We start from the raw sequence: 25,453 nt of genomic DNA, 5'->3' as shown, positions 1-25,453 counted from the left end.
TCAGCCGTCGAGGGGCCTTCCAGGTCCGTCGCCGTCGCCTCCCGTCCTGTCCCCGACCGAGAGGTACGCGTGTCAGCCAGGCTAGAAGCCGAGCATCTGTACAAGGTGTTCGGCAGACGACCCGACCAGGCAGTCGAACGGCTCCGCGAAGGAGCCGACCGGGAGGAACTGCGCGCCGACGGCACCACCGCCGCCGTGATCGACGCCTCCTTCTCCGTCGCGCCAGGGCAGATCTTCGTCGTCATGGGCCTGTCCGGCTCCGGCAAGTCGACCCTCCTGCGGATGCTCAACGGACTCCTGGAGCCCACCGCGGGCCGTGTCCTCTTCGACGGCCAGGACCTGACCGCGCTCGGCGACCGCGAACTCCGCGAGGTCCGCGCCCGCAAGATCAGCATGGTCTTCCAGCACTTCGCGCTCTTCCCGCACCGCAGCGTCCGCGAGAACGCCGCCTACGGTCTTGAAGTGCAGGGCGTGCCCCGCGCCGAGCGCCTCAAGCGCGCCGGCGAGGCGCTCGCCCTGTGCGGCCTGGCCGGCTGGGAGGACTCCTGGCCCGACGAGCTGTCCGGCGGCATGCAGCAGCGCGTCGGCCTGGCCCGCGCGCTCGCCACCGACGCCGACCTGCTCCTCATGGACGAGTCGTTCAGCGCCCTCGACCCGCTGATCCGCCGGGACATGCAGGACCAACTCCTGGAACTGCAGCAGTCGTTGAAGAAGACCATCGTCTTCATCACGCACGACCTCAACGAGGCCATGCGCCTGGGCGACCGCATCGCCGTCATGCGCGACGGCCGGATCGTCCAGACCGGCAGTGCCGAGGACATCCTGCTGCGCCCCGCGAACGACTACGTCGCCTCTTTCATCCAGGACGTCGACCGCTCCCGGGTGCTGACCGCGAGCTCCGTCATGGACACCGGTGTCGACGGTCACGAGGCCGACTGCGACTGCGCGACCGCCACCCCGGACACCCCCTTCACCGACCTGTGCGCCCTCAGCGCTCGCCTGACCCACCCGGTCGCGGTGGTCGACGCGGCCGACGAGGTCGTAGGAGTCGTACCGCAGGAACGCCTTGTCGCGTTCCTCGGCGGGGACTCCGTTGAGGAGGTGACCGCCCATGCCTAGGCTCCCGCTCGGGGACTGGGTCGACTCCGGTGTCGACTGGCTCCTCGCCCACATGTCCTGGCTCTTCGACGCGATCAAGACGGTCGTCGAGGGCATGTACGACGGCATCAACGCGGTCCTCACCGCCCCCGAACCCCTGCTCCTCGCGGGCATCTTCGCCGTGATCGCCTGGTGGCTGCGCGGCTTGGTCGCGGGTGTCCTGGCCTTCGCCGGATTCCTGCTCATCGACTCGCTGGACCTCTGGGACCGGGCGATGTCGACACTCGCCCTCGTCCTCGTCGCGACCGTCATCGCCCTGGTGATCTCGATCCCGCTGGGCATCTGGGCGGCCCGCTCCAGGACGGTCAGCGCGGTCGTACGGCCCGCCCTCGACCTGCTCCAGACGATGCCGTCGATGGTGCTGCTGATCCCGGCGATCCTCTTCTTCGGCCTCGGTACCTCCGCCGGCGTCATCGCCACCCTGATCTTCGCGCTCGCCCCCGGCGTCCGCATGACCGAGCTCGGCATCCGCCAGGTGGACGCCGAACTCGTGGAAGCCGCCGAGGCGTTCGGCACGTCACCACGGGACACCCTGCTGCGCGTCCAACTGCCCCTGGCGCTCCCGACGATCATGGCGGGCATCAACCAGGTCATCATGCTGGGCCTGTCGATGGTCGTCATCGCCGGCATGGTCGGCACCGGCGGCCTCGGCGGCGCCGTGAACGAGGCCATCGGCCAGCTCGACATCGGCTTCGGCTTCGAGGCGGGCGTCGGGATCGTCGTCCTCGCGATCTACCTCGACCGCATGACCAGCGCGCTCGGCACCCAGATCTCCCCGCTCGGCCGCAGGGCCGCCGCCAAGGCCCGCGCGAGCGACGGCGCCAAGCTCTGGAACTACCGTCCGCGCCCCGCGTTCGCCGTGATCGGCGTGGTCGTCCTCGCCCTGGTGGCGAGCGGCATCGGCGTCTTCGGCTCCTCCTCCGGCTCGAAGGCGACCGCCGCCAATGACGTCGGCAAGGGCAAGAACATCACCATCGGCTACATCCCCTGGGACGAGGGCATCGCCTCCACCTTCCTCTGGAAGGAGATCCTGGAGGAGCGCGGCTACAAGGTGACCACCACCCAGTACGCGGCGGGCCCGCTCTACACCGGCCTCGCCACCGGCCAGGTCGACTTCCAGACCGACTCCTGGCTGCCCACCACGCACGCCGAGTACTGGAAGAAGTACGGCAAGCAGCTCGACGACCTCGGCAGCTGGTACGGCTCCACGTCCCTGGAGCTGACCGTCCCGTCGTACGTGAAGGACGTCAACACCCTCGCGGACCTCAAGACCCACGCCTCCGAGTTCGGCGGCAAGATCACCGGCATCGAACCGAGCGCCGGAATGATGGGCCTCCTGAAGACCAAGGTCCTCAAGGAGTACGGCCTCCAGGGCTACGACGTCGTCGACGGCTCCACCCCGGCGATGCTGGCCGAGCTGAAGCGGGCGTACGCCAAGAAGCAGCCGATCGTCGTCACGCTCTGGTCGCCGCACTGGGCGTACAGCGACTACAAGCTGAAGAAGCTCAAGGACCCGAAGAACGCCTGGGGCAAGGGCGACGCCGTGCACACCCTGTCCCGCAAGGGCTTCGCCGAGGACAACCCCGACGTCGGCAAGTGGCTGAAGGACTTCAAGCTGACCGAGTCCCAGCTCACCGGCCTTGAGGCGCAGATCCAGAAGTCCGGCAAGGGCGGGGAGCAGGACGCCGTCCGCACCTGGCTGAAGCAACACCCGGGCCTCGTCGACCAGTTGGCCCCGGTCGCGAAGAACCAGAAGAGCCAGTAGGACCCGAAGAGCCAGGCGGCCGGGTGACCTGACAGTCCCGCAGCCGCCGCCCCAGAGGTGGGCTCCGCCGCACGTTCCCCCCTTCGTGCGGCGGGGCCCACCTCTTTTGTGCCCCGATCCGGTACGAAAAGGATCCGGCCAACCACATAGCGCTACGAAACCCCGCAATCAGGCCTGAGGGATGAGCGGGAACACCGGCGACCGCGTACGCATTGAAGAGTAGAGACGAAGTCTCGCGCTGATCGAGGGTCGGCGGACCGTCGCGGACTGGCCAGAACCATGACGTCCGATCGCACGCTGTGTGACGTGGATGTGACAGGCGCATGAAACGGTTTGACGAACATGCGTAGGGTGCAGAGAACTCATCAGAGGCAGCTTCGGAAGCGGCTTCCGCGACACTTGCAGACCGACGAGCGAAGGAGGGAGCCGGAGCGATGGGCGACCACAAAGAACAGCCCCTTCGGGTGGGTGCGGCCGTACGGCGCCGCCGCCGCGCGCTGTCGCTGACCCTCGCCGTCGTGGCCGAGCGCAGCGGCCTCTCGGTGCCCTTCCTGAGCCAGGTCGAGAACGACAGGGCCCGCCCCAGCCGCAGCTCCCTGGAGAAGGTGGCCGACGCCCTGCGCACCACGGCCGTCGAACTCCTCGCCGCCGCCGACCCCGCGTGCAGCGTCGACGTCGTCCGCGCGGAGGAGCCCGAGTCGGCGGAACCCCGGATGCGTTCCCTGGTACGGGGCCATCACCAGTTGCACGCCTCGGAGTTCACCGGCGACCACGACGCCGGGCGCGAATTCCAGCACCGCAACGACGAGTTGATGTACGTCGCCGACGGCGCCGTCGAGATCGAGGCGGAGGGGCGCGCGTACCGCCTGGTGCGCGGCGACACGATGTACCTCACCGGCGGAGTCCGCCACCGCTGGCGCGCGACCGTGCCGGACACCCGGGTGGTCGTGGTCGCGGTGGCCGAACACATCGAGGCGGTCCAGGACCGTCAGCGCTGATGCGCGTCGTCTCACTCGTACCGTCGCTCACCGAGGCGATCGCGCTGACCCTGCCGGGAGTTGTGGCCGGCGCGACGGACTGGTGCAGCAACCCGGCCGACCTCGGCGTCACCCGCGTCGGCGGCACCAAGAACCCGAAGCTCGACCACATCATCAGCCTCGCCCCCGACGTGGTGATCGCCAACGAGGAGGAGAACCGCGCACTGGACCTGACGGCCCTGCGTGAGGCGGGAGTTGAGGTCCTGGTCACCGAGGTGCGTGACGTCCCGCAGGCCTTCCGTGAACTCGCCCGGGTTCTCGACGCGTGCGGAGCGCCGTCCCGTCCGCGCTGGCTGGACGAGGCGGAGGAGGCGTGGGCTCAACTGCCGGAACCGGAACGCCGTATCACCGCCGTCGTCCCCATTTGGCGCCGTCCCTGGATGGTCCTCGGCAGGGACACCTTCGCGGGCGACGTGCTGTCCCGGCTGGGCGTGGACAACGCGTACGCGACGCACGCCGACCGCTACCCGCGCGTCACGATCGACGAACTACGCGCGGCGGAACCGGACTTGGTGGTCCTCCCGGACGAGCCCTACCGCTTCACGGCCGACGACGGACCCGAGGCATTCACCGGCCTGCCCTGCTCGCTCGTCAGCGGCAGGCACCTCACGTGGTACGGGCCGTCACTGGGCGAAGCGCCACGGGTGCTGGGCGCGGCCCTGCGAGCAGCGCGCCGCTGAGCAGGCCGCGGGCCGTGTGCACGGCGGCGGTGGCCCAGGCGGCGACCAGGACGCCGTAGAGGACGATCGCGAGGCCGTCGTAGACGGCGAGGCCGGTGTGGTGGGACAGGGACTCGGCGCCGGTGACGCAGGTGCCGACCGGGAAGGTGAAGGCCCACCAGGTCATCGTGAAGCGCATGCCCTGGCGGCGGGCGCGGACGACGTGCGCGGTGGCGAGGCCGAGCCAGAGCAGGGCGAAGCCCATGACGGGGACGCCGTAGAGGACGGCGAGGAGGCTGAAGGCCTGGGCGGTGGGGGCCGGTACGACTCCCGGGGCGAAGTCCGCGAACTTGCCTACGGCGGTGGTGGATTGGCCCAGCGGGCCCAGGACCAGGAACAGCGTCGGGGTGAGTGCGAGGGGCAGCGGGCCGCCGGTGACGAGCCGGGCGAAGACCAGCGGCAGCATCAACAGCGTTGCCAGCAGGCTCAGTCCGAACATCGCGAAGCACGCGAGGAGCAGCGTCTCCCGGGGCTGGCCGGCGGGGAGGTGCGGCACGAGGAGCGGGCCGAGCGCGGCGGACACCATGGGCGCGACCACGGGCAGCAGCCACACGGGGGTCGCCTGCGCGGGATGCACGTGATGCCGTACGGCCATCAGGTACGGGACGGCGACGGCCGCCGTGAGCCCGATGAGCGTTCCGGCGCCGAACAGCACGGCGTCGAGTACGACCGCCGCCCGGAGCCCGATCCAGTCCTGCCCGACGACCAGCGTGCCGCCGCCCACCGCCAGCAGGGCCATCGCGAGGCAGCCGTAGAAGGGGGCCATCGCCGGGTCGTCGAGGTGGGCGCGGGCCTGGTCGCGGTGGTGGGTCCAGTGCAGGGCGCGGGCGGCGAGCAGGGTCAGCAGCATCGCGAGGGAGAGGGCCCAGACGGCGGTGCAGGCCGTGCGCAGTCCCGGGACGTGGAGCGGGAGCCCGGCACCGGCCGTGGCGACGATGGCGGTGCCCATGACGGAGGCGTACCAGTTGGGTCCGAGATGACGTACGGCGGTGACCATGCCTCCACCGTCTCGCCGACTGAGACACGCGACCAGGGAGTATGTGTCTATGGGGACATAAACTGGATTTATGAGCAACGGTGAGATGGGTGAGCGGCGGGAGGGGTCGATAGCACACCGGGTGCCGGACCTCGGCGCGCTGGAACTGCTGCTGGCGGTGGCCCGGCTCGGCAGCCTCGGCGCGGCGGCCCGCGAGCTGGGCATCACGCAGCCGGCGGCCAGCAGCCGGATCCGCTCCATGGAACGGCAGCTCGGCGTAGCCCTGGTGGACCGCTCGCCGCGCGGCTCGACCCTGACCGACGCCGGTGCCCTGGTCACGGACTGGGCCCGCCGGGTCGTCGAGGCGGCGGCCGCCTTCGACGCGGGCGCCCAGGCGCTACGACACCGCCGTGACTCTCGGCTCCGGGTCGCCGCCAGCATGACCATCGCCGAGTACCTCCTCCCCGGCTGGCTCCTCGCCCTCCGCTCCCAACGCCCGGACACAGCCGTCTCGTTGCTGGCCGGCAACTCGACCACGGTCGCGGAACGGCTCCTCGCCGACGAGGCCGACCTGGGTTTCGTGGAGGGTCTCTCCGTGCCTCCCGGGCTGGACTTCACGGTGATCGCCCATGACCACCTGATCGTCGTGACCGCTCCGACCCATCCGTGGGCGCGTCGTCAACGCCCGGTACCGGCGGCCGAGTTGGCGTCCACGCCGCTGATCCTGCGGGAGAAGGGCTCGGGCACGAGACAGGTACTGGACGCGGCCCTCGGCGGACTGGCCCGCCCCCTCATCGAGTTGTCGTCCACTACGGCGGTCAAGGCGTCGGCGGTGAGCGGAGCGGGGCCCGCGGTGTTGAGTGAACTCGCCGTGGGGGAGGAGCTGTCGACGCGGAGGCTGGTGCGCATCCCGGTCGAAGGGGTCACGCTCGCCCGGGACTTGAGAGCGGTGTGGCCCACGGGGCACCGGCCGACGGGACCGGCGCGGGAGCTGCTCTCGCTGACGCGGGGCTAGCGGGTTTTCGCGGCCGCTTCCACCAACGCCCGCATCACGCGCAGGTCCTCACCCATCTCGGGATGCCACTGCACCCCCAACACCCAGTCGGCGGAGGGGAGTTCGACGGCCTCCGGGGTGCCGTCCTCGGCCCAGGCCGACACCGTCAGGCCCGCGCCCAGGCGGTCCACGCACTGGTGGTGGAATGTCGGGACCGAGGTCTCCTCCGGGACCGCTGAGGCGTACAGGGTTCCCGGTACCGGCTTGACCGGGTGGCTGCCGAAGACGCCCGGGGTTTCCGCGTGGCCGTCGATGTGCTGGACGAGGGTGCCGCCCACGGCGACGTTCAGGAGCTGCATTCCCCGGCAGATGCCCAGGAGGGGGATGCCCGCCGTCAACGCGGCCTCTATCAGGGCGAGTTCCCAGGCGTCCCGGGCGGGGGCGGGCGGGCCGGAGCGGGGGTCGCGCTCCGCGCCGTAGCGGATCGGTTCCACGTCCGGGCCGCCGGCGATCACCAGGCCGTCGAGGCGGGCCACGGTCGCCGCCGCGTGTTCGGGGGCGTCGGGGGGCAGCATCGCGGCGAGGCCGCCCGCGCGCTGGACGAGCCGGGGGTAGCCGGCGGGCAGCAGGGCCGCCTCCAGCTCCCAGGTGCCCCAGCGTGCTCCGGCCTCCAGATACGTACTGATGCCGATCAGCGGCCTGCCCGCCATGCGCCCCTCCGACGTGAAGCGAATTGAATGGACTCCGTGCGAACCATTGAACTACCCCGCTGGTCAGGCGGTCATGCGAGGAACCCGCGCAGCAGCGCCGCCGTCCCCGCGCAGTGCTCCCGCATCATCTCCCGCGCCCCGTCCGCGTCCCCGTCGAGGACCGCCTCGACCAGCGCGATGTGCTGGCGCTGCGAGTGCTCCAGGTTGCGGACCAGGAGGGGGATGCAGTCGAGGAGGTCGTTCACCGTGGCCCGTACCGCCGCGTACTGCGCGGTCAGGGTCGGTGAACCGCACAGCTCGGCCAGGGTCAGGTGGAGCAGGGTGTCCAGGCGGCGGTAGTCGGCGAGCGGGGCGTCGTGTGTGCGGGCCAGGGCGTCGCGCAGGCGGGCCGCCTGTTCGTCGCTCAGGCCGTGGGTCGCGCACAGGCCCGTCGCGCCGACCTCCAGCACCTCGCGGAAGCGCAGCACGTCCTCGATGTCGACCGCGCTGATCCGCCGCCGCAGCTCGTCCTCGCCGCCCGCGTCCGACTTCGGCAGCACGAACGTCCCGCCGTAGCGTCCGCGCCGCGACTCCACGAGACCCTGGTCCTGCAGTACCTTCAGAACCTCGCGCAGCGTCACCCGGCTGATCCCGAGCCGCTCGGCCAGTTCCCGCTCGGCCGGCAACCGTTCGCCCCCCGGCACCAGGCCCAGCCGTACGACCTGCAGTATCTGTTCCAGCGCCTCTTCGAATCCGTTGCCCGCCCGCACCGGCCGCAGTACCGGGGTCAACCGGTCCTCAAGCCCGTTCTCCGCTTCCAGCGACATATGGCGGCACCCCCTTCCCAAGCAATGGTTCTCCGCAATACCTTATGGCTTCCGGCTGACCGTAGAAGCCGAAGGAGGCTTTCCCGTGGCAGACCGCACACCCCCACTGGGCGTCGAGGCACTTCAACGCCTCGTCGCCAGTGGTGAGATCGACACTGTCGTCCTGGCCTTCCCCGACATGCAAGGGCGGCTGCAGGGCAAGCGGTTCGCCGCCCAGTTCTTCCTGGACGACGTGCTCCGGCACGGCACCGAGGGCTGCAACTACCTCCTCGCCGTCGACACCGAGATGAACACGGTCGACGGCTACGCCATGTCCTCCTGGGAACGTGGTTACGGCGACTTCGCCATGCACCCGGACCTGACCACCCTCCGCCGTGTGCCCTGGAACGCCGGCACCGCCCTGCTCATCGCCGACCTCGCCTGGAACGACGGATCGCCGGTGGTCGCCGCACCCCGCCAGATCCTGCGCCGCCAGCTGGAGCGCCTCGCCGAGCACGGTTTCACCGCGCAGGTCGGTACGGAGCTGGAGTTCATCGTGTTCAAGGACACGTACGAACAGGCCTGGGACGCCAACTACCGAGGGCTCACCCCGGCCAACCAGTACAACATCGACTATTCGGTGCTGGGCACCGGCCGCATCGAGCCCCTGCTGCGCCGCATCCGCAACGACATGACCGTCGCCGGACTGACCGTCGAGTCCGCCAAGGGCGAATGCAACCCGGGCCAGCACGAGATCGTCTTCCGCTACGACGACGCCCTCGTCACCTGCGACCAGCACGCGATCTACAAGACCGGTGCCAAGGAGATCGCCTCCCAGGAAGGCGTCTCGCTGACCTTCATGGCGAAGTACAACGAGCGCGAGGGCAACTCCTGCCACATCCACCTCTCGCTCGCCGACGCCGACGGCGGCAACGCCATGGCCGGGTCCTCGGACGACCCCGGCGGCATGTCGGAGGTCATGCGGTACTTCCTCGCCGGACAGCTCGCCGCGCTCCGCGACTTCTCGCTGCTCTACGCCCCGAACATCAACTCGTACAAGCGGTTCCAGCCGGGTTCCTTCGCGCCGACCGCCGTCGCCTGGGGGTACGACAACCGCACCTGCGCCCTCCGGGTCGTCGGCCACGGCCGCTCGATGCGCTTCGAGAACCGGCTGCCGGGCGGGGACGTGAATCCCCACCTGGCGGTGGCGGGGCTCGTCGCGGCCGGGCTCTACGGCATCGAGCACAAGCTGGAGCTGCCGGAGGCCTGCGCGGGCAACGCCTACAGCGGTGACTACGCGCACGTCCCCACCAATCTCCGCGAGGCCGCCGAGCTGTGGGAGAACAGCCCGATCGCCAAGGCCGCCTTCGGCGACGAGGTCGTCGCGCACTACCGCAACATGGCACGCGTCGAACTGGACGCCTTCGACGCCGCCGTCACCGACTGGGAGCTGCGTCGCTCCTTCGAACGTCTGTGAGGACCGTTTTGCCTGCCGAGCACCCGCTGGAAGTACTGAACCCCGCCACCGAGGAGGTCGTCGCCACCGTCCCCGCCGCCACCGCGGCCGACGTGGACGCAGCCGTCGTACGCGCCACCCGAGCCCAGGCGAAGTGGGCGGCCCTGCCGCCCGCCGACCGGGCCCGGCTGCTGCGCCGCTTCGCCACGGCGGTGGACGAACACCTCGAAGAACTGGCCCAGTTGGAGGTCCGCGAGGCCGGGCACACCGTCGGCAACGCCCGCTGGGAGGCCGGCAACGTCCGCGATCTCCTCGACTACGCGGCCGGGGGAGTGGAGCGACTGACGGGCCGTCAGATCCCGGTCGCGGGCGGCCTCGACATCACGATCCTCGAACCGCTGGGCGTGGTGGGCGTGATCGCCCCCTGGAACTTCCCGATGCCGATCGCCGCGTGGGGCACCGCACCGGCGCTCGCGGCCGGCAACGCGGTCATCCTCAAGCCGGCCGAGACGACCCCGCTGACCGCGCTCCGGCTGGCCCAACTCGCCCTGGAGGCAGGCCTTCCCGAGGACCTCTTCCAGGTCCTCCCCGGCCGCGGCCCGGTCGCGGGCACCGCACTCGTCGAGCACCCGGGCGTCGCGAAGATCGTGTTCACCGGGTCGACGGCCGTGGGCAAACAGGTGTTGGCGAAGGGCTCGGCGCTCCTCAAGCGTGTCACCCTCGAACTCGGCGGCAAGAGCCCCAACATCGTCTTCGCCGACGCGGACATCGAGGCCGCGGCAGCCGCAGCCCCCATGTCCTTCCTCGACAACTCCGGCCAGGACTGCTGCGCCCGCACCCGCATCCTGGTCGAACGATCCGTCCACGACCGCTTCTTGGAGCTCCTGGCCCCCGCGATCGAGGGGGTGACGGTCGGCGACCCGGCCGACGAGAAGACGGACATGGGCCCGCTGATCTCCAAGGTGCAGCTGGAGAGGGTCCGTTCGTACGTCACGGACGACCTCGGCGGTATGCGCGGCACGGCGCCCGAGGGGCCCGGCTTCTGGTTCCCGCCGACGGTGGTGACCGGCGTCGACCCGCACGCGCGCGTGGCCGTCGAGGAGGTCTTCGGCCCGGTCGCCGTGGTCCTCCCCTTCGAGGACGAGGCGGAGGCGATCGCCCTGGCCAACGCCACCGACTACGGCCTCTCCGGCTCCATCTGGACCCGGGACGTCGGCCGCGCCCTGCGCGTCTCGGGGGCCGTCCGGGCGGGCAACCTGTCCGTCAACTCCCATTCCAGCGTCCGCTATTGGACCCCCTTCGGCGGCTTCAAGCAGTCGGGGATCGGCCGCGAACTCGGCCCGGACGCGCTCACCGCCTTCACCGAGACCAAGAACGTCTTCATCAGCGACACCCCCATCAGTAACGTCTCCACCAGCACGGAGGGCCCCGCACAGTGACCTCAGAGATTGTTTGCCGGCGACTCGTCGGCCGTACCGCCGTCATCACCGGAGCCGGCAGCGGCATCGGCCTCGCCACCGCGCGGCGGCTCGCCTCCGAGGGGGCCAACGTCGTCTGCGGCGACATCGACGAAACGCACGGCAAGGCGGCGGCCGACGAGGTCGGCGGGCTGTTCGTGAAGGTCGACGTCACCGACCCCGAGCAGGTCGAGGCGCTCTTCAAGACGGCCTTCGACACCTACGGCAGCGTCGACATCGCCTTCAACAACGCGGGCATCTCGCCGCCGGACGACGACTCGATCCTGGACACGGGACTTGAGGCCTGGAAGCGCGTCCAGGACGTCAACCTCACGTCCGTGTACCTGTGTTGCAAGGCCGCGATCCCCTACATGCGCCGCCAGGGCAAGGGGTCGATCATCAACACGGCGTCATTCGTGGCGCGCATGGGCGCGGCTACGTCCCAGATCTCCTACACCGCCTCCAAGGGCGGGGTGCTGGCCATGTCCCGTGAACTGGGCGTGCAGTTCGCCCGCGAGGGCATCCGCGTCAACGCGCTCTGCCCGGGACCGGTCAACACCCCGCTCCTGCAAGAGCTGTTCGCGAAGGACCCCGAGCGCGCCGCGCGCCGCCTGGTGCACATCCCGGTCGGCCGTTTCGCGGAGGCGACCGAGATCGCCGCCGCCGTGGCGTTCCTGGCGAGTGACGACTCGTCGTTCGTCAACGCGGCGGACTTCTTGGTCGACGGTGGCATCTCCGGGGCGTACGTCACACCGATGTAGGCCGTGAACCCCCGCCGGAGCGGGGGCAGTTGACCCCGTGAGTGCTCACAGGAAGGTCATGCCCTCGCCCCGGTAGGTCGGGACGGTCGCCGTCACCCGGTCACCCTCGATCAGGTGCAACGCGTCGAAGCGCTCGCACAGTTCACCGGCCTTGGCGTGGCGGAACCACACCTTGTCGCCGATGAGGAGGTCGTCGGCGGGGGAGCCGAGCAGCGGCGTCTGGACCTCGCCGGGTCCTTCCTGGGGGTCGTAGCGCAGGCCCTCCGGGAGGTACGGCACCGGGAGGCGGTCGGGGCCGGCGGCGCCGGAGGCGGGGTAGCCGCCGCCGAGGACGGTGACCACGCCGACGCCCGGGCGCCGTACGACGGGCATGGCGAAGAGCGCGGACGGACGGCCGTGGAACGACGTGTAGTTGTCGAAGAGGCGCGGCACGTACAGCCCGGAACCGGCCGCGATCTCGGTCACGGCGTCCTCGGCGGCGGTGTGCTGGACGCTGCCGGTGCCGCCACCGTTGACGAACTCCAGGTCGGGCACGACTGCCCTGACCGCGCGCACCACTTCGGCGCGCCGCTCGGCGAGTTCGCGCTTGGCGGTGGCCTGCATCAGCCGGATGGCGCGCGAGCGGAACGGCCGCCCCGCGACGGAGTCGCCGACACCGGCGATGTGGCCTTCGTAGGCCATGATCCCGACGACCTTGAAGCCGGGGCGGCGGGACACCGTCCGGGCGATGTCGGCGAGTTGGGCGGGGGTGCGGAGGGGGGAGCGGAGCGCGCCGACGCGGACGCGGCCGCCGAGCATCCGCAGCGAGGTGTCCAACTCCAGGCAGACGCGGATGACTTCGGTGCCGCCGTCGCGTGAGTCGTCGATGAGTCTGAGCTGGGCCGGGTCGTCGATCATCACGGTGACGGCGGCGGCGAGCTTGGGGTCGTTGGCGAGTTCGCCGAAGGCGGCGTGGTCGGCGGAGGGGTAGGCGAGGAGGACGTCCTCGAACCCGGAGCGGGCGAGCCAGAGCGACTCGGCCAGGGTGAAGGACATTAGGCCCGCGAAGCCGTCCCTGGCCAGGACACGTTCGAGAAGCGCTCGACAGCGGACGGACTTGCTGGCGACGCGGACCGGCTTGCCGCCGGCCCGGCGGACGAGGTCGTCCGCGTTGGCATCGAAGGCGTCCAGGTCGACGATCGCGAGAGGGGCGTCGAGGTGGGCGGTGGCCCGGTCGTAACGGGCCCGGTCGGCGGCGCGCGCAGTCATGAACGCAGCCTGCCAGACAGGATTACCGCAGGGTAGGGGGACGTTCCGGGCAGATGCCCCGGGGGTGTGGACTGGTTCCCGTTCGAGCGGGGTCAACCCGTAGAGTGACGCGCACGCACGGAGGAAACGCCGCCGGTCGTTCGACCGCGCCCGGGATGGCGGTCCGCCGCCGCGGGTATGCGTGCCCGGGACGACTTTGTTCTCGTGTCTTTGTTTTTTGTGTCGTGCCGGGTGAGAGCGGGGTGGACGCCGGTCCGTATACGAGCACGGGCAGGAGTACACCGGCCCGCGTACGGACGAACGGTGGCCCGGGTACGAGGAAACGGGGGGTGCATGAGCACGGAAGCGCGACGCGCCCCCGGACCGGCGGGTTCGACGCCGCCGCACCGGCCGCCGGGGTCGGTGAATCCCGTGAATCCGGCGAACGGCATGAATGGCACGAACGGGACGAATTCGGGGAACGTGACGGACTCGGCGGGGCGGCCGACGGCCGACGAGGCAACGGGCGAGGACTTGGACCGACCGCATTCTGGTTCTGTGGGGGATTCGGGGACGGCGGGGGCGAGGGGGACTACGGGGGCGGCTGCGTCCGGGGCCACCTCGGGTTCTGTTCCGGGTCCAGCTTCGGGCTCGGGCTCGGGTTCCGCTTCGGCTCCGGGCTCGGGTTCTTTTTCTGGCCCGGCCTCAGGGTCCGCTTGGGGGCCGGTCCCGGGTTCCGGTTCGGGTCCGGTCTCGGGGGTGGCTCCGGGTTCCGCTTCGGGTTCCGCTTCGAGGGGTGTGCAGGGGACGCCGGGTGCGTCGAACAGGCCTGGTGCGTCGAGTACTTCGAGTGCGTGGGACGCGTGGAGTGCGCCGGGGATGCCGGGTGCGTCCACGAACGGCGGAGCGTCGGAGCGGCGGCCTGCCTCGGGCGCTCACGCGAGGGGGCGACGGGCGGCGGGGGATGCGCCGCGACCGGGCGACGGCATGGGTGCGGGTACGGGTGCGGGTGTGTTGGGGTCGGGTAACTCGGGGGCTTCTGGGGCTGCGGAAGCTTCGCGGACCGGGCGCGAGCCGTTCGCGCCGGGTTCCGGTTCGGCTTCGGCGGGGAGCGGGAACGGGGGCGCGGGTGACGGGCTCAGCACGGGGTGGTGGGACCGCGGCAACGGGAGACGTCCGGCACCGCGGGACGGTGGGTCCGATGCCGGGGAGGTGTTCCGGGGGAACGGTCCCGATGCGCGAACTGGGGTTCCGGGCAACGGGTTTGATGTCGGCGGGGTGTCTTTGAGTACCGGTTTCGGTGTAAGTACCGGGGCTTCGAGTACTGGGTCTTCGAGTACCGGGTCTTCGAGTACTGGGTCTTCGGCCGACGGTTTTGATGCCCGCACGGTGTCTCGTGGCTCGGGCCCTGATGCCCGCGCGGACTTTCCGGGCAACGGTCCTGATCCTCGTGACGCGTCTCGGAACAACGGTTCCGATGGCCGTGACGGGTTCGGGTCCGGTTCCGCCCCGGTCGCCTCTGACGGACGGCCGCGTTTTCCCGGCCTCCGGCCTTTCTCACCCCGTGCCATGGACTCCGTGAACCCATCCCCACCCCCTCCTCCAGCATCGGCACGCTTTCCGGACACCCCGCCCGCGCCGGGCGGCGAGGCGCTCCGCGCGAACGCCGATGGAGCCGCGCGGGGAGCTGTTCCACCCCGGCCGCCTCACCGCCCTACGGCGGCGGCAGGCGGTAACGAGGCGCTCTGGGAACCCAGTTCGGAGTCGGCCACCCCTTTCCGCCCGACCACACCGGCCGGCTCGGGCAACCCGCCGCGCCCTGCGAACGAGGGCCCACGTCCGTCGTCCGACTGGCTTCGCCAGGATGGGGCCCCGCACTCCGTGGGTGAGATGCCGGGCGAGGCGTTCGACTGGTCGCGTCAGGATTCGGCTGGTTCGGCTGGTTCGGGGCTGCCTTCTGTTCCGGGTGTTCCGCCGCGCGCTGTGGGTGAGGCCTCTGGTGGGTCGTCCGATCGGCTTGGCCATGTCTCCGGGCGTCCGGTAGCGCCTCCTGGTGCTGCTGCTCCGCCGCGTCCTGTGGGTGACGTTCCGAGCGAGGCGTTCGACTGGTCGCGTCAGGATTCGGTTGGTTCGGGGTTGCCTTCTGCCCCGGGTGTTCCGCTGCGTACCGCGGGCGAGGGCCCTGGTCAGTCGCCCGACTGGCTTCGCCATGCCCCCGGGCGCCCGGTAGCGCCTTCCGGCTCCGCCACTCCGCCCGGTCCTGCGGGCGAGCCTCCGCTTCAAGCGTCCGATCGGTCCGGCCAGGACCCTGCTCGCCAGGAAACGCCTCCCGGCCCGGCGACTCCGCCGTACCCCGAGGGGGAGGCGCCGAGTCAGTCCTCCGACCCGCAGCGCTACGTCCCCACGCGCCCGGGAACATCTGCCAGCGCCGCTACCTCATCCGGTTCGGCGCCCGAGGCACGGCGTGAGTCGTCCGACTCGCAGCGGTACATCCCGACCCGTCCGGGGACATCTGCCGGCTCGGGCAACCCGCCGCGCCCTGCGAGCGAGGCCCCGCATCCGTCGCCCGACCGGCCTCGCCAGGATGCGACCCGCCCGGCAACGCCTTCCGCCCCGGTCGCGCCGCCGCGTCCTGAGGGCGAACCCGCGCGTCAGTCGTCCGACGGGCTTGGCCGTGACTCGAATCGCTCGGCAACGCCTTCCGCCCCGGTCGCGCCGCCGCGCTCTGAGAGCGAGCCTCTGCGTCGGTCGTCCGACCGGCAGGGCTACGTTCCGACCCGTCCGGGAGCGTCTGTCGGTTCCAGCACTCCGCCCGGTTCGGGAGCCGAGGTTCCGCCACGGCCGTCCGACCGGCCTCATCGGGATTCGGTCCGTTCGGCGACGTCTTCCGCCCCGGTCGCGCCGCCGCGTCCCGATGGCGAGCCTGCGCGTCAGTCGTCCGACCGGCAGGGCTACGTTCCGACCCGTCCGGGAGCGTCTGCCGGTTCCGGCACTCCGCCCGGTGCGGGGGCCGAGGTTCCGCCACGGCCGTCCGACCGGCCTCATCGGGATTCGGTCCGTTCGGCGACGTCTTCCGCCCCGGTCGCGCCGCCGCGTCCCGATGGCGAGCCTGCGCGTCAGTCGTCCGACCGGCAGCGCTATGTCCCTACCCGTCCGGGAACATCTGCCGGTTCCACCACCCCGCCTCGCCCCGCAACCGAGCCCGCGCCCCAGCTGTCCGACCGGCTTCGCCAGGACTCGGACGGCCCGGCAACACCTCCCGGCCACGCCGACATCCCGCCCCGCCCGACAACCGAGCCCTCGTCCCCGGTATCCGACCTGCGGAGCCCCGCCCCGACTCGCCCACCAACTCCCCCTTCGGGCGCCGGCCCCGAGCCCTCCTCGGAGACCACGGATCGGGGCCGGCCGGAAACCCCTTGGCGAGGCGAGTCGTTCACGGATCCCACGGGCGGCGCGCCCAGCCGTGGTGCGTGGTCGCCCTCCGGTGGCAACCCGCCCTACCCCTCCGACACCCACCCCGCTGCGCCGTACTCCTCGGGCCCTCGCCCGACCGACGCCCACCCCGTCGGCCCCGGCGCCTCCGGGTCCGCAGCGCAGAGTTCCACCGTCGATGACACCGCCCCCGGGTCACGGACCGCCCCCGGTAAGCCAGTTGGGCCTGCCGTGGACGACACCGACGCCCGGGCCTGGTCAGCAACCGCTCCCAGCACCCCAGTCACGCCCGCCGCCGACGACGCCCGTGCCTGGTCAACGTCCGCCCCCAGTAAGCCAGTCGGCAGCCCCACCCCTGACAACACCGACAACACAGACACCCGAGCCTGGTCAACTACCGCCCCCCGCACCCCGGTCGAGCCCACCCCCGCCTGGACCCCCTCACCCCCCGGCACCCCCACCCGCCCCGCCTCCGAGATGCCCCGTCCCGCCCTCAACTCCAGCCCCGACCCCGCCTTTTCCTGGAGTTCGCCCGTGAACCCCGGTGAAGGACGGCCCGTTGTGTCGTTCGGGGAGCCCGAGGGGTACGACGAGCGGGCGCGGCCGCGGCCGCTGGCGGCGCGGATGCGCTCGCGTACCGCCGCTGTCGGTGTCTGTGTCGTGCTCGGTCTCGGGCTCATCGGCGGTGCGGTGACCGGGAGTTGGCTGACCGGGGACGATGGAGCGGACAGTGGCGCCACTTCCTTCGCCGCCGCCGGGCAACTGTGGCACAGCGTGCCCGTCGACCAGCTGTTTCCGCCCACCGTGGAAGGGCAGGGGGCCGGGCCCGGCGGCGCCGACCGCACCTGGACGCGGATCGCCGTCGCCCCGGACACCGGGTGCACCGGTGCCTTCGACCCGTTGCTGCGCGACGTGCTCGCCCCCGTCGGCTGCCAGCGGCTCCTGCGGGCCACCTACACCGACGCCACCCAGAGCTATGTCACCACCGTCGGCATCCTCTTCGCCAAGGGCGACATCGCCGCGATGACCGCCCTCTCCACCCGGTTCAAGAACGAGAACCTCGGCAACCGCACCGACCTCATGCCCCGCCCGTACGCCGCCAAGGGCACCCTCGCCGCCGGCTTCGGCGACAAACAGCGGGCCTCGTGGACCGTCTCCGTCCTCACCGACGCCCCCGTCGTCGTCTACGCCGTCTCCGGCTGGGCGGACGGCCGCAAGGTCGACGCACCCGAACCCGCCGACCAAGCCGTCACGTCCGGCGGCACCGAAGCCCCCGCCCAGGCCGGTCTCGGCAACGAGGCGCAGGGGCTCGCCGACCGCGTCGAGCGGAGCCTGCGCAAGACCGTCGACTCGCCCTCGGGGACATCGAAGACCGCAGAGACCTCGACGGCCTCAGAGACCTCGGAGAAGAAGACCTCATGAGCGTCATCGCCCGCCGGGCCGGTCTGCTGAGCGGTCTCCTCGCCGCCTCCCTCGCCCTGGTCCCGTCCACCGTCGCGCACGCCGACGGCATACGCGCCCAGGAGTGGGCCCTGGACGCCATGCACACCCAGGCGGCCTGGCAGACCACCAAGGGCAAGGGCATCACCGTCGCCGTCCTCGACACCGGCGTCGAGGCCGACCACCCCGACCTCGCCGGCAACGTCCTCGCCGGCAAGGACATGGTCGGCTTCGGGGCCAAGCCCGGCGACCGCGCCTGGGCCCGGCACGGCACCGCCATGGCCGGGATCATCGCCGGCCACGGACACGGCCCCGGGGACGATGACGGCGTGATCGGTATCGCCCCCGAGGCCAAGATCCTCCCTGTCCGCGTGATCCTGGAAGACGGCGACTCGGCCCGCGGCAAGGCCCGCACCACCCGTGGCAACGCCCTTGCGGACGGCATCCGTTGGGCCGCCGACCACGGCGCCGACGTCATCAACCTCTCCCTCGGCGACGACTCCGCCTCCGCCCACCCCGAGCCCGCCGAGGACGAGGCCGTGCAGTACGCCCTGAAGAAGGGCGTCGCCGTCGTCGCCTCGGCCGGCAACGGCGGCGAGAAGGGCGACCACGTCTCCTACCCGGCCGCCTACCCGGGCGTGATCGCCGCGACCGCCGTGGACCGGTTCGGCACCCGCGCCTCCTTCTCCACCCGCCGCTGGTACGCCACGGTCAGCGCCCCCGGCGTCAACGTCGTCATCGCCGACCCCGACCACAAGTACTACGAGGGGTGGGGGACCAGCGCCGCGTCCGCCTTCGTCTCGGGCGCCGTCGCGCTCATCAAGGCGGCTCACTCGGGGCTGACCCCGGCCCAGATCAAGAAGCTGCTCGAAGACACCGCGCGCAACCCCCCGGCCGGCGGCCGCGACGACTCCCGCGGCTACGGCTTCATCGACCCCGCCGCCGCCATCAAGGCCGCGGCCGCCCTCAAGCCCACCGGCCTGCGCTCCGCCGCCTACGGCAAGAAGTACTTCGGCTCAGGACCGGACGCCGCCAAGACCGACAGCAGCACGTCCGACTGGGCGGGCCCCCTCGCGGGCAGCGTCGGCGGAGTCCTGTTGGTGGCCGCGGTCGTCCTGTGGCGCGGCCGGCGCCGACGCCCCGCGGCCTTCTGAACACAGGGGTGAGCAGCGGGAGTTGGCCGCGGACGTCAGGCGGCCACTCAGTCCGTCGCCGACGCCGAAGCCGCCGTAGACGAACCGCTGTTCTTGGTCGAACCGCTGTCCTCGCCGAACGCCGCGACCCCCGCCTTCGCCGCCGCCTCGATCAGCGTGATGCCCTTGGTCTGCGTCGTGCTGCCCTTCGACAACACGGCGACCAGGTACGTGTCGCCGTCCGTGCCGGTCACCCGGCCGATGCTGTTGACGTCCCACAGACCGGTCGTGCTGCGCGCCAACCACCCGTTCTTCAGCGCCCACTTGGAGCCGTCGGCCGCGGCAGACACCCCCCACTGCTGGTCGGCCTCTATCTCCTTCATCAGACCCTGGATGTACGACTGCGAGGCCGAGCTCAGCTTCGAGTCGTCCCCGAACACCTGCTGGAGCAGGGTGAGTTGGTCGGCGGCCGTGGTCTGGGTCAGGCCCCAGAGCGGGCCGGCGCCACCCGTGGTGCCGGTCAGCCCGAACGTCTTGTTCGCCTTGCCGAGCCCGTCCGCCGTGCCGATGATGTTCCACAGCGCCGTCGCGGAGTCGTTGTCGCTGTTCTGGATCATCGTGGTGGCGTACGACTTCTCCGTCGAGGTCAACTGGCGGCCCGCGTCCTGTGCTTGGAGCAGCAGCGTCGCGAGGATGTCGACCTTGACGATGCTCGCCGTGTCGAAGGCGGCACTGCCGTACGTGGCGCTCTCGCCGGAGGTCAGGTCGAGCACCGCCACCGACACCTTCTGGTCGCCGGTCGGAGTCACCGAACCCATCGCCTTGGCCAGCAGCGCGTCGTAGTCCACCGTCGGCTGCGTCACAGGTTCCACCGTCGCCTCCTGGCTGCCCGACGCCGACGCCGAGGCCGACGGTGCCGCCGACGAGGATACGGCGCCGGAGTGAGCGTGTGCCTTCACATACACGGTGCCCGCCGCCGTAGCACCCACGACCGCCACGGTGGCGAGGGCGATGTAGGGGAGCGGGCGGCGCCGGGAGGGACGCGCGCGGTGGTTTCGGCGGGCGGCTCTGGAAGACTCCATGCCCGCGATCGTGGTGGCGGCGACTGTGCGACACGTGAGATGAAAGTTAGATGTCTGTCAACTGTGTCTGAGAAACGTGTGAAAGCTGTGTCCTCCGGGTTTCAGGACCCGCACAAGCCCTGCAGCATCCCCCCGATAGGGTCGGTCACCGTGGCGAACAAGAACATTCCCGACTCCGGCTACTCCGACGACGACGGCACGGCCGACCCCGCACTGAGCGCGGCGCTCGCCGCCTGGGCCGAGGACCGTACCGCCGTAGGACCCGTCCTGGCGGCCCTCAAGGGCGCCCGGCTGCTCGTGCCCGTGGTGGCCGTCCTCGGAGAGGTCGAGGAGGACGAGAACGGGCTGCGCCGCGAGAAGACCAGCGACATGGCGGTCCCCACGCTGAAGGCCGGTGGGCGGACCGCGCTGCCCGCCTTCACGTCCACCGACTCGCTGGCCCGCTGGGACCCGGCGGCGCGACCCGTGGCCGTACCGCTGCACCAGGCCCTCCAGGCCGCCGTGCACGAGAAGGCGGACACGATCGTGCTGGACCTGGCCGGGCCCGTGCCGTACGAGCTGAGCGGGTCCGCGCTGCTCGCGGTGGCCGAGGGGCGGACGACCGCCGATCCGCTCACCGATCCGGCGGTGGTGGAGGCGGTACGGACCGCGGTCGCCGCCGAGCCCGCCGTACTGCGCGCCCACCTCGGGCCGGGTCAGGCCGACGGCACCCTCGCGCTCGTGCTCGACCCGGCCGCGCCCGCCGCCGAGGCCGCCCGCGCGGTGGCCCGGCGCCTCGCCGACGACGAGACGCTGAGGGCCCGCCTGGTGCGCGGCCTCGACCTGGCACTGCTGCCGGCCGGGGCGACGCCTCCGGGCGAGCCCTTGTACGTACGTATGGGGTGAGCTGCTAGCCGTAGATCGGGCCCGTGTACTTCTCGCCCGGGCCCTGGCCCGGCTCGTCGCGGACGAGGGACGCCTCGCGGAAGGCCAGCTGGAGGGACTTCAGGCCGTCGCGCAGCGGGGCCGCGTGGAACGAGCTGATCTCGGTCGCGCTCGCGTCGAGGAGACCGGCCAGGGCGGTGACGAGCTTCCGGGCCTCGTCCAGGTCCTTGTACTTGTCGCCCTCCTCGGTCAGACCCAGCTTCACGGCGGCGGCGCTCATCAGGTTCACGGCGACCGTCACGATCACCTCGACCGCCGGGACCTCCGCGATGTCGCGGGCCATGGCGTCGAAGTCGGGGGCGTCAACATTCGGGGACTCGGGAGGCGTGTCACTCATGCCCCACACGATAGGGCCCGGTGTACGGCGGTTCGCACCACCCCCGGGGAGCTGCTAACCTTGTGTGATGACCGGCCAGGCACTGTGGTGCCCGGCCAACAAGTGGAGGCTCCGATCTCCCACCTGACTGTCCTCACGGACGGCGGGTCACCCCGGTCAGGCGGTCACCATCGTTCCGTACGGACGATGGAGTCGCCCGAAAGCGCGCCCCGCGATCATCGCGGCGGTGCTCCGGCAGTGTTTTGGAGCCCCGTCTTGTGATCGTCCGGGGCATTTTTTGTGTTCCGGCGCGGTTAGGTCTGTCTACCGAAGACAAACGCGGCCGTCCGCCAGATGGCCGTGTTGGTGCTAACCGAGGAGGATCCATCAGCACCGAGCCCCGTATCAACGACCGGATTCGCGTTCCCGAAGTGCGACTTGTCGGTCCGAGCGGCGAGCAGGTCGGAATTGTTCCGCTTGCCAAGGCCCTTGAGCTTGCGCAGGAGTACGACCTGGACCTGGTCGAGGTTGCGGCGAGTGCACGTCCGCCGGTCTGCAAGCTCATGGACTACGGGAAGTTCAAGTACGAGTCGGCCATGAAGGCCCGTGAGGCGCGCAAGAACCAGGCGCACACGGTCATCAAGGAGATGAAGCTCCGGCCGAAGATCGACCCGCACGACTATGACACCAAGAAGGGTCACGTCGTCCGGTTCCTCAAGCAGGGTGACAAGGTCAAGATCACGATCATGTTCCGTGGTCGCGAGCAGTCCAGGCCGGAGCTCGGCTACCGACTGCTGCAGCGTCTCGCGGAGGACGTGGCCGACCTCGGGTTCGTCGAGTCGAACCCGAAGCAGGACGGCCGAAACATGATCATGGTGCTCGGCCCGCACAAGAAGAAGACCGAGGCGATGGCCGAGGCCCGTGAGGCCCAGGCCGCCCGCAAGGCGGAAGCGAAGGCCAACCCGGGCAAGTCGCAGAACGCCGCGGAGTCCGAGTTCGACGACGAGAACCTCGCGGACGAGGACACCGTCGACGAGGTCGAGACCGTCGAGGCCCCGGCCGAGGCTCGCGCCGACGCCTGATCCCCGGACGCCAGTCCAGGGAAGTAACCGATACAAGAGCGACGCTCCACCTGTGCCCGGTTTCACGACCGGGCACCGGAGCGCCACCGACGAGGAGATACGGCGCTATGCCGAAGAACAAGTCGCACAGCGGTGCCAGCAAGCGCTTCAAGATCACCGGCTCCGGCAAGGTGCTCCGCGAGCGTGCCGGCAAGCGCCACCTGCTCGAGCACAAGTCGTCCCGTGTGACGCGGCGCCTCACCGGCACTGCCGAGATGGCCCCGGGCGACGCCAAGAAGATCAAGAAGCTTCTCGGCAAGTGACGTACGCGGCGCTCCTGTTGAGCGCCGTACGTCTGGACCGGGACCCCATCGATTCCGGGCCGTGTGAGTCCAACCACGGCCCCGCTACAAGGAGTTAAACAAGTGGCACGCGTCAAGCGGGCAGTCAACGCCCACAAGAAGCGCCGGGCGATCCTCGAAGCCGCCTCCGGCTACCGCGGTCAGCGTTCGCGTCTGTACCGCAAGGCCAAGGAGCAGGTCACCCACTCGCTGGTCTACAACTACAACGACCGCAAGAAGCGCAAGGGCGACTTCCGTCGGCTGTGGATCCAGCGCATCAACGCCGCTGCCCGCGCCAACGGCATCACGTACAACCGCTTCATCCAGGGTCTGAACGCGGCGAACATCGAGGTCGACCGCAAGATCCTTGCCGAGCTGGCTGTCAACGACGCCGGTGCGTTCGCTGCGCTGGTCGAGGTTGCGCAGAAGGCTCTGCCGAGCGATGTCAACGCGCCCAAGGCCGCGTGACGCTGCGCTGGCTTGAGCGGTGACTTGAAGGGCTCGCAGGTTTTTGCCTGCGGGCCCTTTGTTGCTGGGCCCGCCCTGGTAGTTGTTCGGGTGCGGGTCATTTGTGGCTGGTCGCGCAGTTCCCCGCGCCCCTTAGGGAAATCCGCGCGTCCTGAGATTTGAAGGTGAAGTAGAGAATGTCCCCTCACGGTCCCGAGCTCATCTCGCCCCGCTCCGCTCGCGTCGCCGCTGCTCGGCGGCTTGAGCGGCGGAATTTTCGGAGCAAGGAGCGGCTGTTTCTTGCCGAGGGGCCGCAGGCTGTGCGGGAAGCGGCGGGGTACAAGGACACGCTCGTTGAGTTGTTCGCGACCGTTGAGGCTGCCGAGCGGTACGCCGATATCGTCGGCGAGGCCCGTGATGCCGGTGCGCGCGTGCATCTCGCGGATGAGCAGGTCATCGCCGATATCTCTACGACTGTCACTCCGCAAGGGCTCGTCGGGGTTTGTCGGTTTCTCGACACTCCGTTCGAGGAGATCCTCCGTAGCCGCCCCAAGCTCGTTGCCGTTCTTGCCAATGTGCGCGACCCCGGGAACGCCGGCACCGTTCTGCGGTGTGCCGATGCCGCCGGGGCCGAGGCTGTCGTACTGACCGATGCTTCTGTCGATCTCTACAACCCCAAGGCCGTACGGGCTTCCGTGGGCTCCCTCTTTCACCTTCCCGTTGCTGTCGGGGTGCCCGTTGAGCAGGCTGTGGCCGGGCTCAAGGGGATCGGGGTGCGGATTCTTGCCGCTGATGGGGCCGGGGACGATGACCTCGATGACGAGCTGGATCAGGGGACCATGGGTGGGCCCACCGCCTGGGTGTTCGGGAACGAGGCGTGGGGGCTTCCGGAAGAGACCCGGGCGCTTGCGGACGCCGTTGTGCGGGTTCCGATCCACGGGAAGGCCGAGAGCCTGAACCTCGCCACCGCCGCCGCCGTATGTCTCTATGCGTCGGCGCGTGCACAGCGCGCCTCCGGAGGGTGCCGCTCTGTCACCGGCAGCTAGTAGGGTGACCAGCTCGGGGGCCACCTGCGCCGTATGAGAAGAGGTGGGGTACGGGGATGACTGTCGGCACGAGCAGCGCGCCGGGAGCACGGGGTGTGCCCCGGCCGTCCGAGGCCCGGCACGACGACCTCGGCATCGATCCCGACGAACTGGCCGACGGTCTCGTGATCGCCGATGAGCACGGGCATGTCGTCTGCTTCAACGCCGCCGCCGAGCGCATCACCTCCCTCGCCGCCTCCGACGCCCTCGGGCAGCGGCTGGAGAAGGCCCTTCCGTTAGAGGACCTGGAAGGGCGCCGTTGGTGGCAACTGACCGATCCTTATGGCGGGTTGGCCATCCGGGTGCGGCAGCCCGAGCGGAATTTGTTGCTGCCCGGTGGTCATGAAGTCCTCGTCACCGCGCGCTATGTCCGTACCGAGCCTCTCGGGCCGGTTCGGCGGGTTGTCGTCTCCCTTCGTGATACCGAGGCCCGGCGTCGTACCGAGCGCAGTCACGCCGAGCTGATCGCCACCGTCGCGCACGAGCTGCGTTCGCCGCTCACCTCCGTCAAGGGGTTCACCGCCACCCTGCTCGCCAAGTGGGAACGTTTCACCGACGACCAGAAGCGGCTGATGCTGGAGACCGTCGACGCCGACGCCAACCGCGTCACCCGGCTCATCGCCGAGCTGCTCGACATCTCCCGCATCGACTCCGGGCGGCTGGAGCTGCGTCGCCAGCCCGTGGACATGGGCGCGGCCGTCGGCCGTCATATTCAGGCGTACGTCGCCGCGGGTCAGACCGCCGACCGGTTCCTGCTCCGCGTGGAACAGCCGTTGCCCGATCTGTGGGCCGACCCCGACAAGGTCGACCAGGTGCTGAGCAACCTGCTGGAAAATGCGGTGCGCCACGGCGAGGGAACCGTCACCATCGACGTCACGGCCTCCGCGTCCCCGCGTGAGGGCGAGGAGACCGGCACATCCGTGACGGTGAGCGACGAGGGCCCAGGCATCCCGGAGGAGTCCATGAACCGCGTGTTCACCCGCTTCTGGCGGGGCAGCAAGCGCGGCGGCACGGGACTTGGCCTGTACATCGTCAAGGGCATCGTCGAAGCCCACGGCGGCACCATCACGGTCGGCCGCGCCCCGGGCGGCGGCGCCGAGTTCCGATTTACGTTGCCCGTGGGCACCCCGGCGTATCTGCAGTAGCC

Annotated in this window: 22 protein-coding genes; 16 read left to right on the top strand and 6 right to left on the bottom strand. The window is 70.7% G+C overall.

The window, feature by feature from the left end:
• The first annotated feature begins 69 nt into the window (after nucleotides 1-69).
• From R2B38_RS05955 to R2B38_RS05940, 4 genes are all read left to right on the top strand, one after another.
• Nucleotides 70-1,119 (top strand): glycine betaine/L-proline ABC transporter ATP-binding protein, encoded by a 1,050-nt coding sequence (locus R2B38_RS05955; protein ID WP_318015280.1) that lies wholly within the window; start codon nucleotides 70-72, stop codon nucleotides 1,117-1,119.
• Complete coding sequence (locus R2B38_RS05950) at nucleotides 1,112-2,923, top strand: ABC transporter permease/substrate binding protein (protein ID WP_318015279.1); 1,812 nt, start codon at nucleotides 1,112-1,114, stop codon at nucleotides 2,921-2,923. The genes R2B38_RS05955 and R2B38_RS05950 overlap by 8 nt, the downstream gene beginning before the upstream one ends.
• A gap of 434 nt (nucleotides 2,924-3,357) precedes the next feature.
• On the top strand, nucleotides 3,358-3,921 hold the full coding sequence (locus R2B38_RS05945) for a helix-turn-helix domain-containing protein (RefSeq protein WP_033283758.1): 564 nt from the start codon (nucleotides 3,358-3,360) through the stop codon (nucleotides 3,919-3,921).
• Nucleotides 3,921-4,640 carry a helical backbone metal receptor gene (locus tag R2B38_RS05940; protein ID WP_318015278.1) on the top strand — a complete coding sequence of 240 codons (720 nt, stop codon included), beginning with the start codon at nucleotides 3,921-3,923 and terminating at the stop codon, nucleotides 4,638-4,640. Before R2B38_RS05945 ends, R2B38_RS05940 begins: the two co-directional genes overlap by 1 nt.
• On the opposite strand, the gene R2B38_RS05935 is transcribed toward R2B38_RS05940, so the two are convergent.
• Entirely contained in the window at nucleotides 4,567-5,676 is a 1,110-nt protein-coding gene (locus tag R2B38_RS05935) for a TDT family transporter (protein WP_318015277.1), read from the bottom strand. The genes R2B38_RS05940 and R2B38_RS05935 overlap by 74 nt on opposite strands.
• A 70-nt stretch (nucleotides 5,677-5,746) precedes the next feature.
• Here R2B38_RS05935 and R2B38_RS05930 point away from each other — a divergent pair, with 70 nt between their 5' ends.
• Complete coding sequence (locus R2B38_RS05930; protein WP_318015276.1) at nucleotides 5,747-6,670, top strand: LysR family transcriptional regulator; 924 nt, start codon at nucleotides 5,747-5,749, stop codon at nucleotides 6,668-6,670.
• Here R2B38_RS05930 and R2B38_RS05925 read toward each other — a convergent pair.
• Both R2B38_RS05925 and R2B38_RS05920 read right to left on the bottom strand, forming a co-directional pair.
• Entirely contained in the window at nucleotides 6,667-7,359 is a 693-nt protein-coding gene (locus R2B38_RS05925; protein WP_318015275.1) for a gamma-glutamyl-gamma-aminobutyrate hydrolase family protein, read from the bottom strand. The two genes, R2B38_RS05930 and R2B38_RS05925, sit on opposite strands and share 4 nt — an antisense overlap.
• A gap of 71 nt (nucleotides 7,360-7,430) precedes the next feature.
• On the bottom strand, nucleotides 7,431-8,165 hold the full coding sequence (locus R2B38_RS05920) for a FadR/GntR family transcriptional regulator (protein WP_318015274.1): 735 nt from the start codon (nucleotides 8,163-8,165) through the stop codon (nucleotides 7,431-7,433).
• Between the two features lie 85 nt (nucleotides 8,166-8,250).
• Between R2B38_RS05920 and R2B38_RS05915 the strand changes: the two genes are divergently transcribed.
• From R2B38_RS05915 to R2B38_RS05905, 3 genes are read left to right on the top strand one after another with little or no spacing between them, the layout of a single operon-like run.
• Nucleotides 8,251-9,621: a glutamine synthetase family protein gene (locus R2B38_RS05915; protein WP_318015273.1), complete on the top strand. Its 1,371-nt coding sequence runs from the start codon at nucleotides 8,251-8,253 to the stop codon at nucleotides 9,619-9,621.
• An 8-nt stretch (nucleotides 9,622-9,629) separates the two neighbouring features.
• The gene (locus R2B38_RS05910; RefSeq protein ID WP_318015272.1) at nucleotides 9,630-11,039 is read left to right on the top strand and encodes an aldehyde dehydrogenase family protein; all 1,410 of its coding nucleotides are present in this window, start codon (nucleotides 9,630-9,632) and stop codon (nucleotides 11,037-11,039) included.
• Nucleotides 11,036-11,818, top strand: a complete 783-nt coding sequence (locus R2B38_RS05905) for a 3-oxoacyl-ACP reductase (RefSeq protein ID WP_318015271.1) — start codon at nucleotides 11,036-11,038, stop codon at nucleotides 11,816-11,818. The genes R2B38_RS05910 and R2B38_RS05905 overlap by 4 nt, the downstream gene beginning before the upstream one ends.
• Nucleotides 11,819-11,863: 45 nt before the next feature.
• On the opposite strand, the gene R2B38_RS05900 is transcribed toward R2B38_RS05905, so the two are convergent.
• Entirely contained in the window at nucleotides 11,864-13,066 is a 1,203-nt protein-coding gene (locus tag R2B38_RS05900) for an amino acid deaminase/aldolase (protein WP_318015270.1), read from the bottom strand.
• A gap of 3,972 nt (nucleotides 13,067-17,038) precedes the next feature.
• Between R2B38_RS05900 and R2B38_RS05895 the strand changes: the two genes are divergently transcribed.
• On the top strand, nucleotides 17,039-17,899 hold the full coding sequence (locus R2B38_RS05895; protein ID WP_318015269.1) for a hypothetical protein: 861 nt from the start codon (nucleotides 17,039-17,041) through the stop codon (nucleotides 17,897-17,899).
• Entirely contained in the window at nucleotides 17,896-19,071 is a 1,176-nt protein-coding gene (gene mycP, locus R2B38_RS05890; RefSeq protein WP_318015268.1) for a type VII secretion-associated serine protease mycosin, read from the top strand. The genes R2B38_RS05895 and mycP overlap by 4 nt, the downstream gene beginning before the upstream one ends.
• 47 nt (nucleotides 19,072-19,118) lie before the next feature.
• On the opposite strand, the gene R2B38_RS05885 is transcribed toward mycP, so the two are convergent.
• Complete coding sequence (locus R2B38_RS05885) at nucleotides 19,119-20,132, bottom strand: serine hydrolase (protein WP_318015267.1); 1,014 nt, start codon at nucleotides 20,130-20,132, stop codon at nucleotides 19,119-19,121.
• A gap of 150 nt (nucleotides 20,133-20,282) precedes the next feature.
• On the opposite strand from R2B38_RS05885, the gene R2B38_RS05880 reads away from it, so the two are divergent.
• Nucleotides 20,283-21,017, top strand: coding sequence for an SseB family protein (locus tag R2B38_RS05880; RefSeq protein ID WP_318015266.1), 735 nt, complete (start codon nucleotides 20,283-20,285; stop codon nucleotides 21,015-21,017).
• Between the two features lie 4 nt (nucleotides 21,018-21,021).
• On the opposite strand, the gene R2B38_RS05875 is transcribed toward R2B38_RS05880, so the two are convergent.
• Nucleotides 21,022-21,393, bottom strand: coding sequence for a DUF1844 domain-containing protein (locus R2B38_RS05875; RefSeq protein WP_033282172.1), 372 nt, complete (start codon nucleotides 21,391-21,393; stop codon nucleotides 21,022-21,024).
• A 365-nt stretch (nucleotides 21,394-21,758) separates the two neighbouring features.
• Between R2B38_RS05875 and infC the strand changes: the two genes are divergently transcribed.
• From infC to R2B38_RS05850, 5 genes are all read left to right on the top strand, one after another.
• A complete protein-coding gene (gene infC, locus R2B38_RS05870) occupies nucleotides 21,759-22,454 on the top strand; it encodes a translation initiation factor IF-3 (protein ID WP_318021592.1) in 696 nt (231 codons plus the stop codon).
• 107 nt (nucleotides 22,455-22,561) lie between these two features.
• Nucleotides 22,562-22,756, top strand: a complete 195-nt coding sequence (gene rpmI, locus R2B38_RS05865) for a 50S ribosomal protein L35 (RefSeq protein ID WP_073499621.1) — start codon at nucleotides 22,562-22,564, stop codon at nucleotides 22,754-22,756.
• Nucleotides 22,757-22,858: 102 nt separating this feature from the next.
• On the top strand, nucleotides 22,859-23,242 hold the full coding sequence (rplT, locus tag R2B38_RS05860) for a 50S ribosomal protein L20 (protein ID WP_019066261.1): 384 nt from the start codon (nucleotides 22,859-22,861) through the stop codon (nucleotides 23,240-23,242).
• A 176-nt stretch (nucleotides 23,243-23,418) separates the two neighbouring features.
• The gene (locus R2B38_RS05855) at nucleotides 23,419-24,267 is read left to right on the top strand and encodes an RNA methyltransferase (protein WP_318015265.1); all 849 of its coding nucleotides are present in this window, start codon (nucleotides 23,419-23,421) and stop codon (nucleotides 24,265-24,267) included.
• Between the two features lie 56 nt (nucleotides 24,268-24,323).
• Nucleotides 24,324-25,451: an ATP-binding protein gene (locus R2B38_RS05850; RefSeq protein ID WP_033282175.1), complete on the top strand. Its 1,128-nt coding sequence runs from the start codon at nucleotides 24,324-24,326 to the stop codon at nucleotides 25,449-25,451.
• Nucleotides 25,452-25,453 lie beyond the last annotated feature (2 nt).

It is taken from the genome of Streptomyces sp. N50 (assembly GCF_033335955.1).
Taxonomy (GTDB): domain Bacteria; phylum Actinomycetota; class Actinomycetes; order Streptomycetales; family Streptomycetaceae; genus Streptomyces.
Note: the sequence above shows the minus strand (reverse complement) of the source record. Positions and strands in the feature narration are given on the sequence as shown.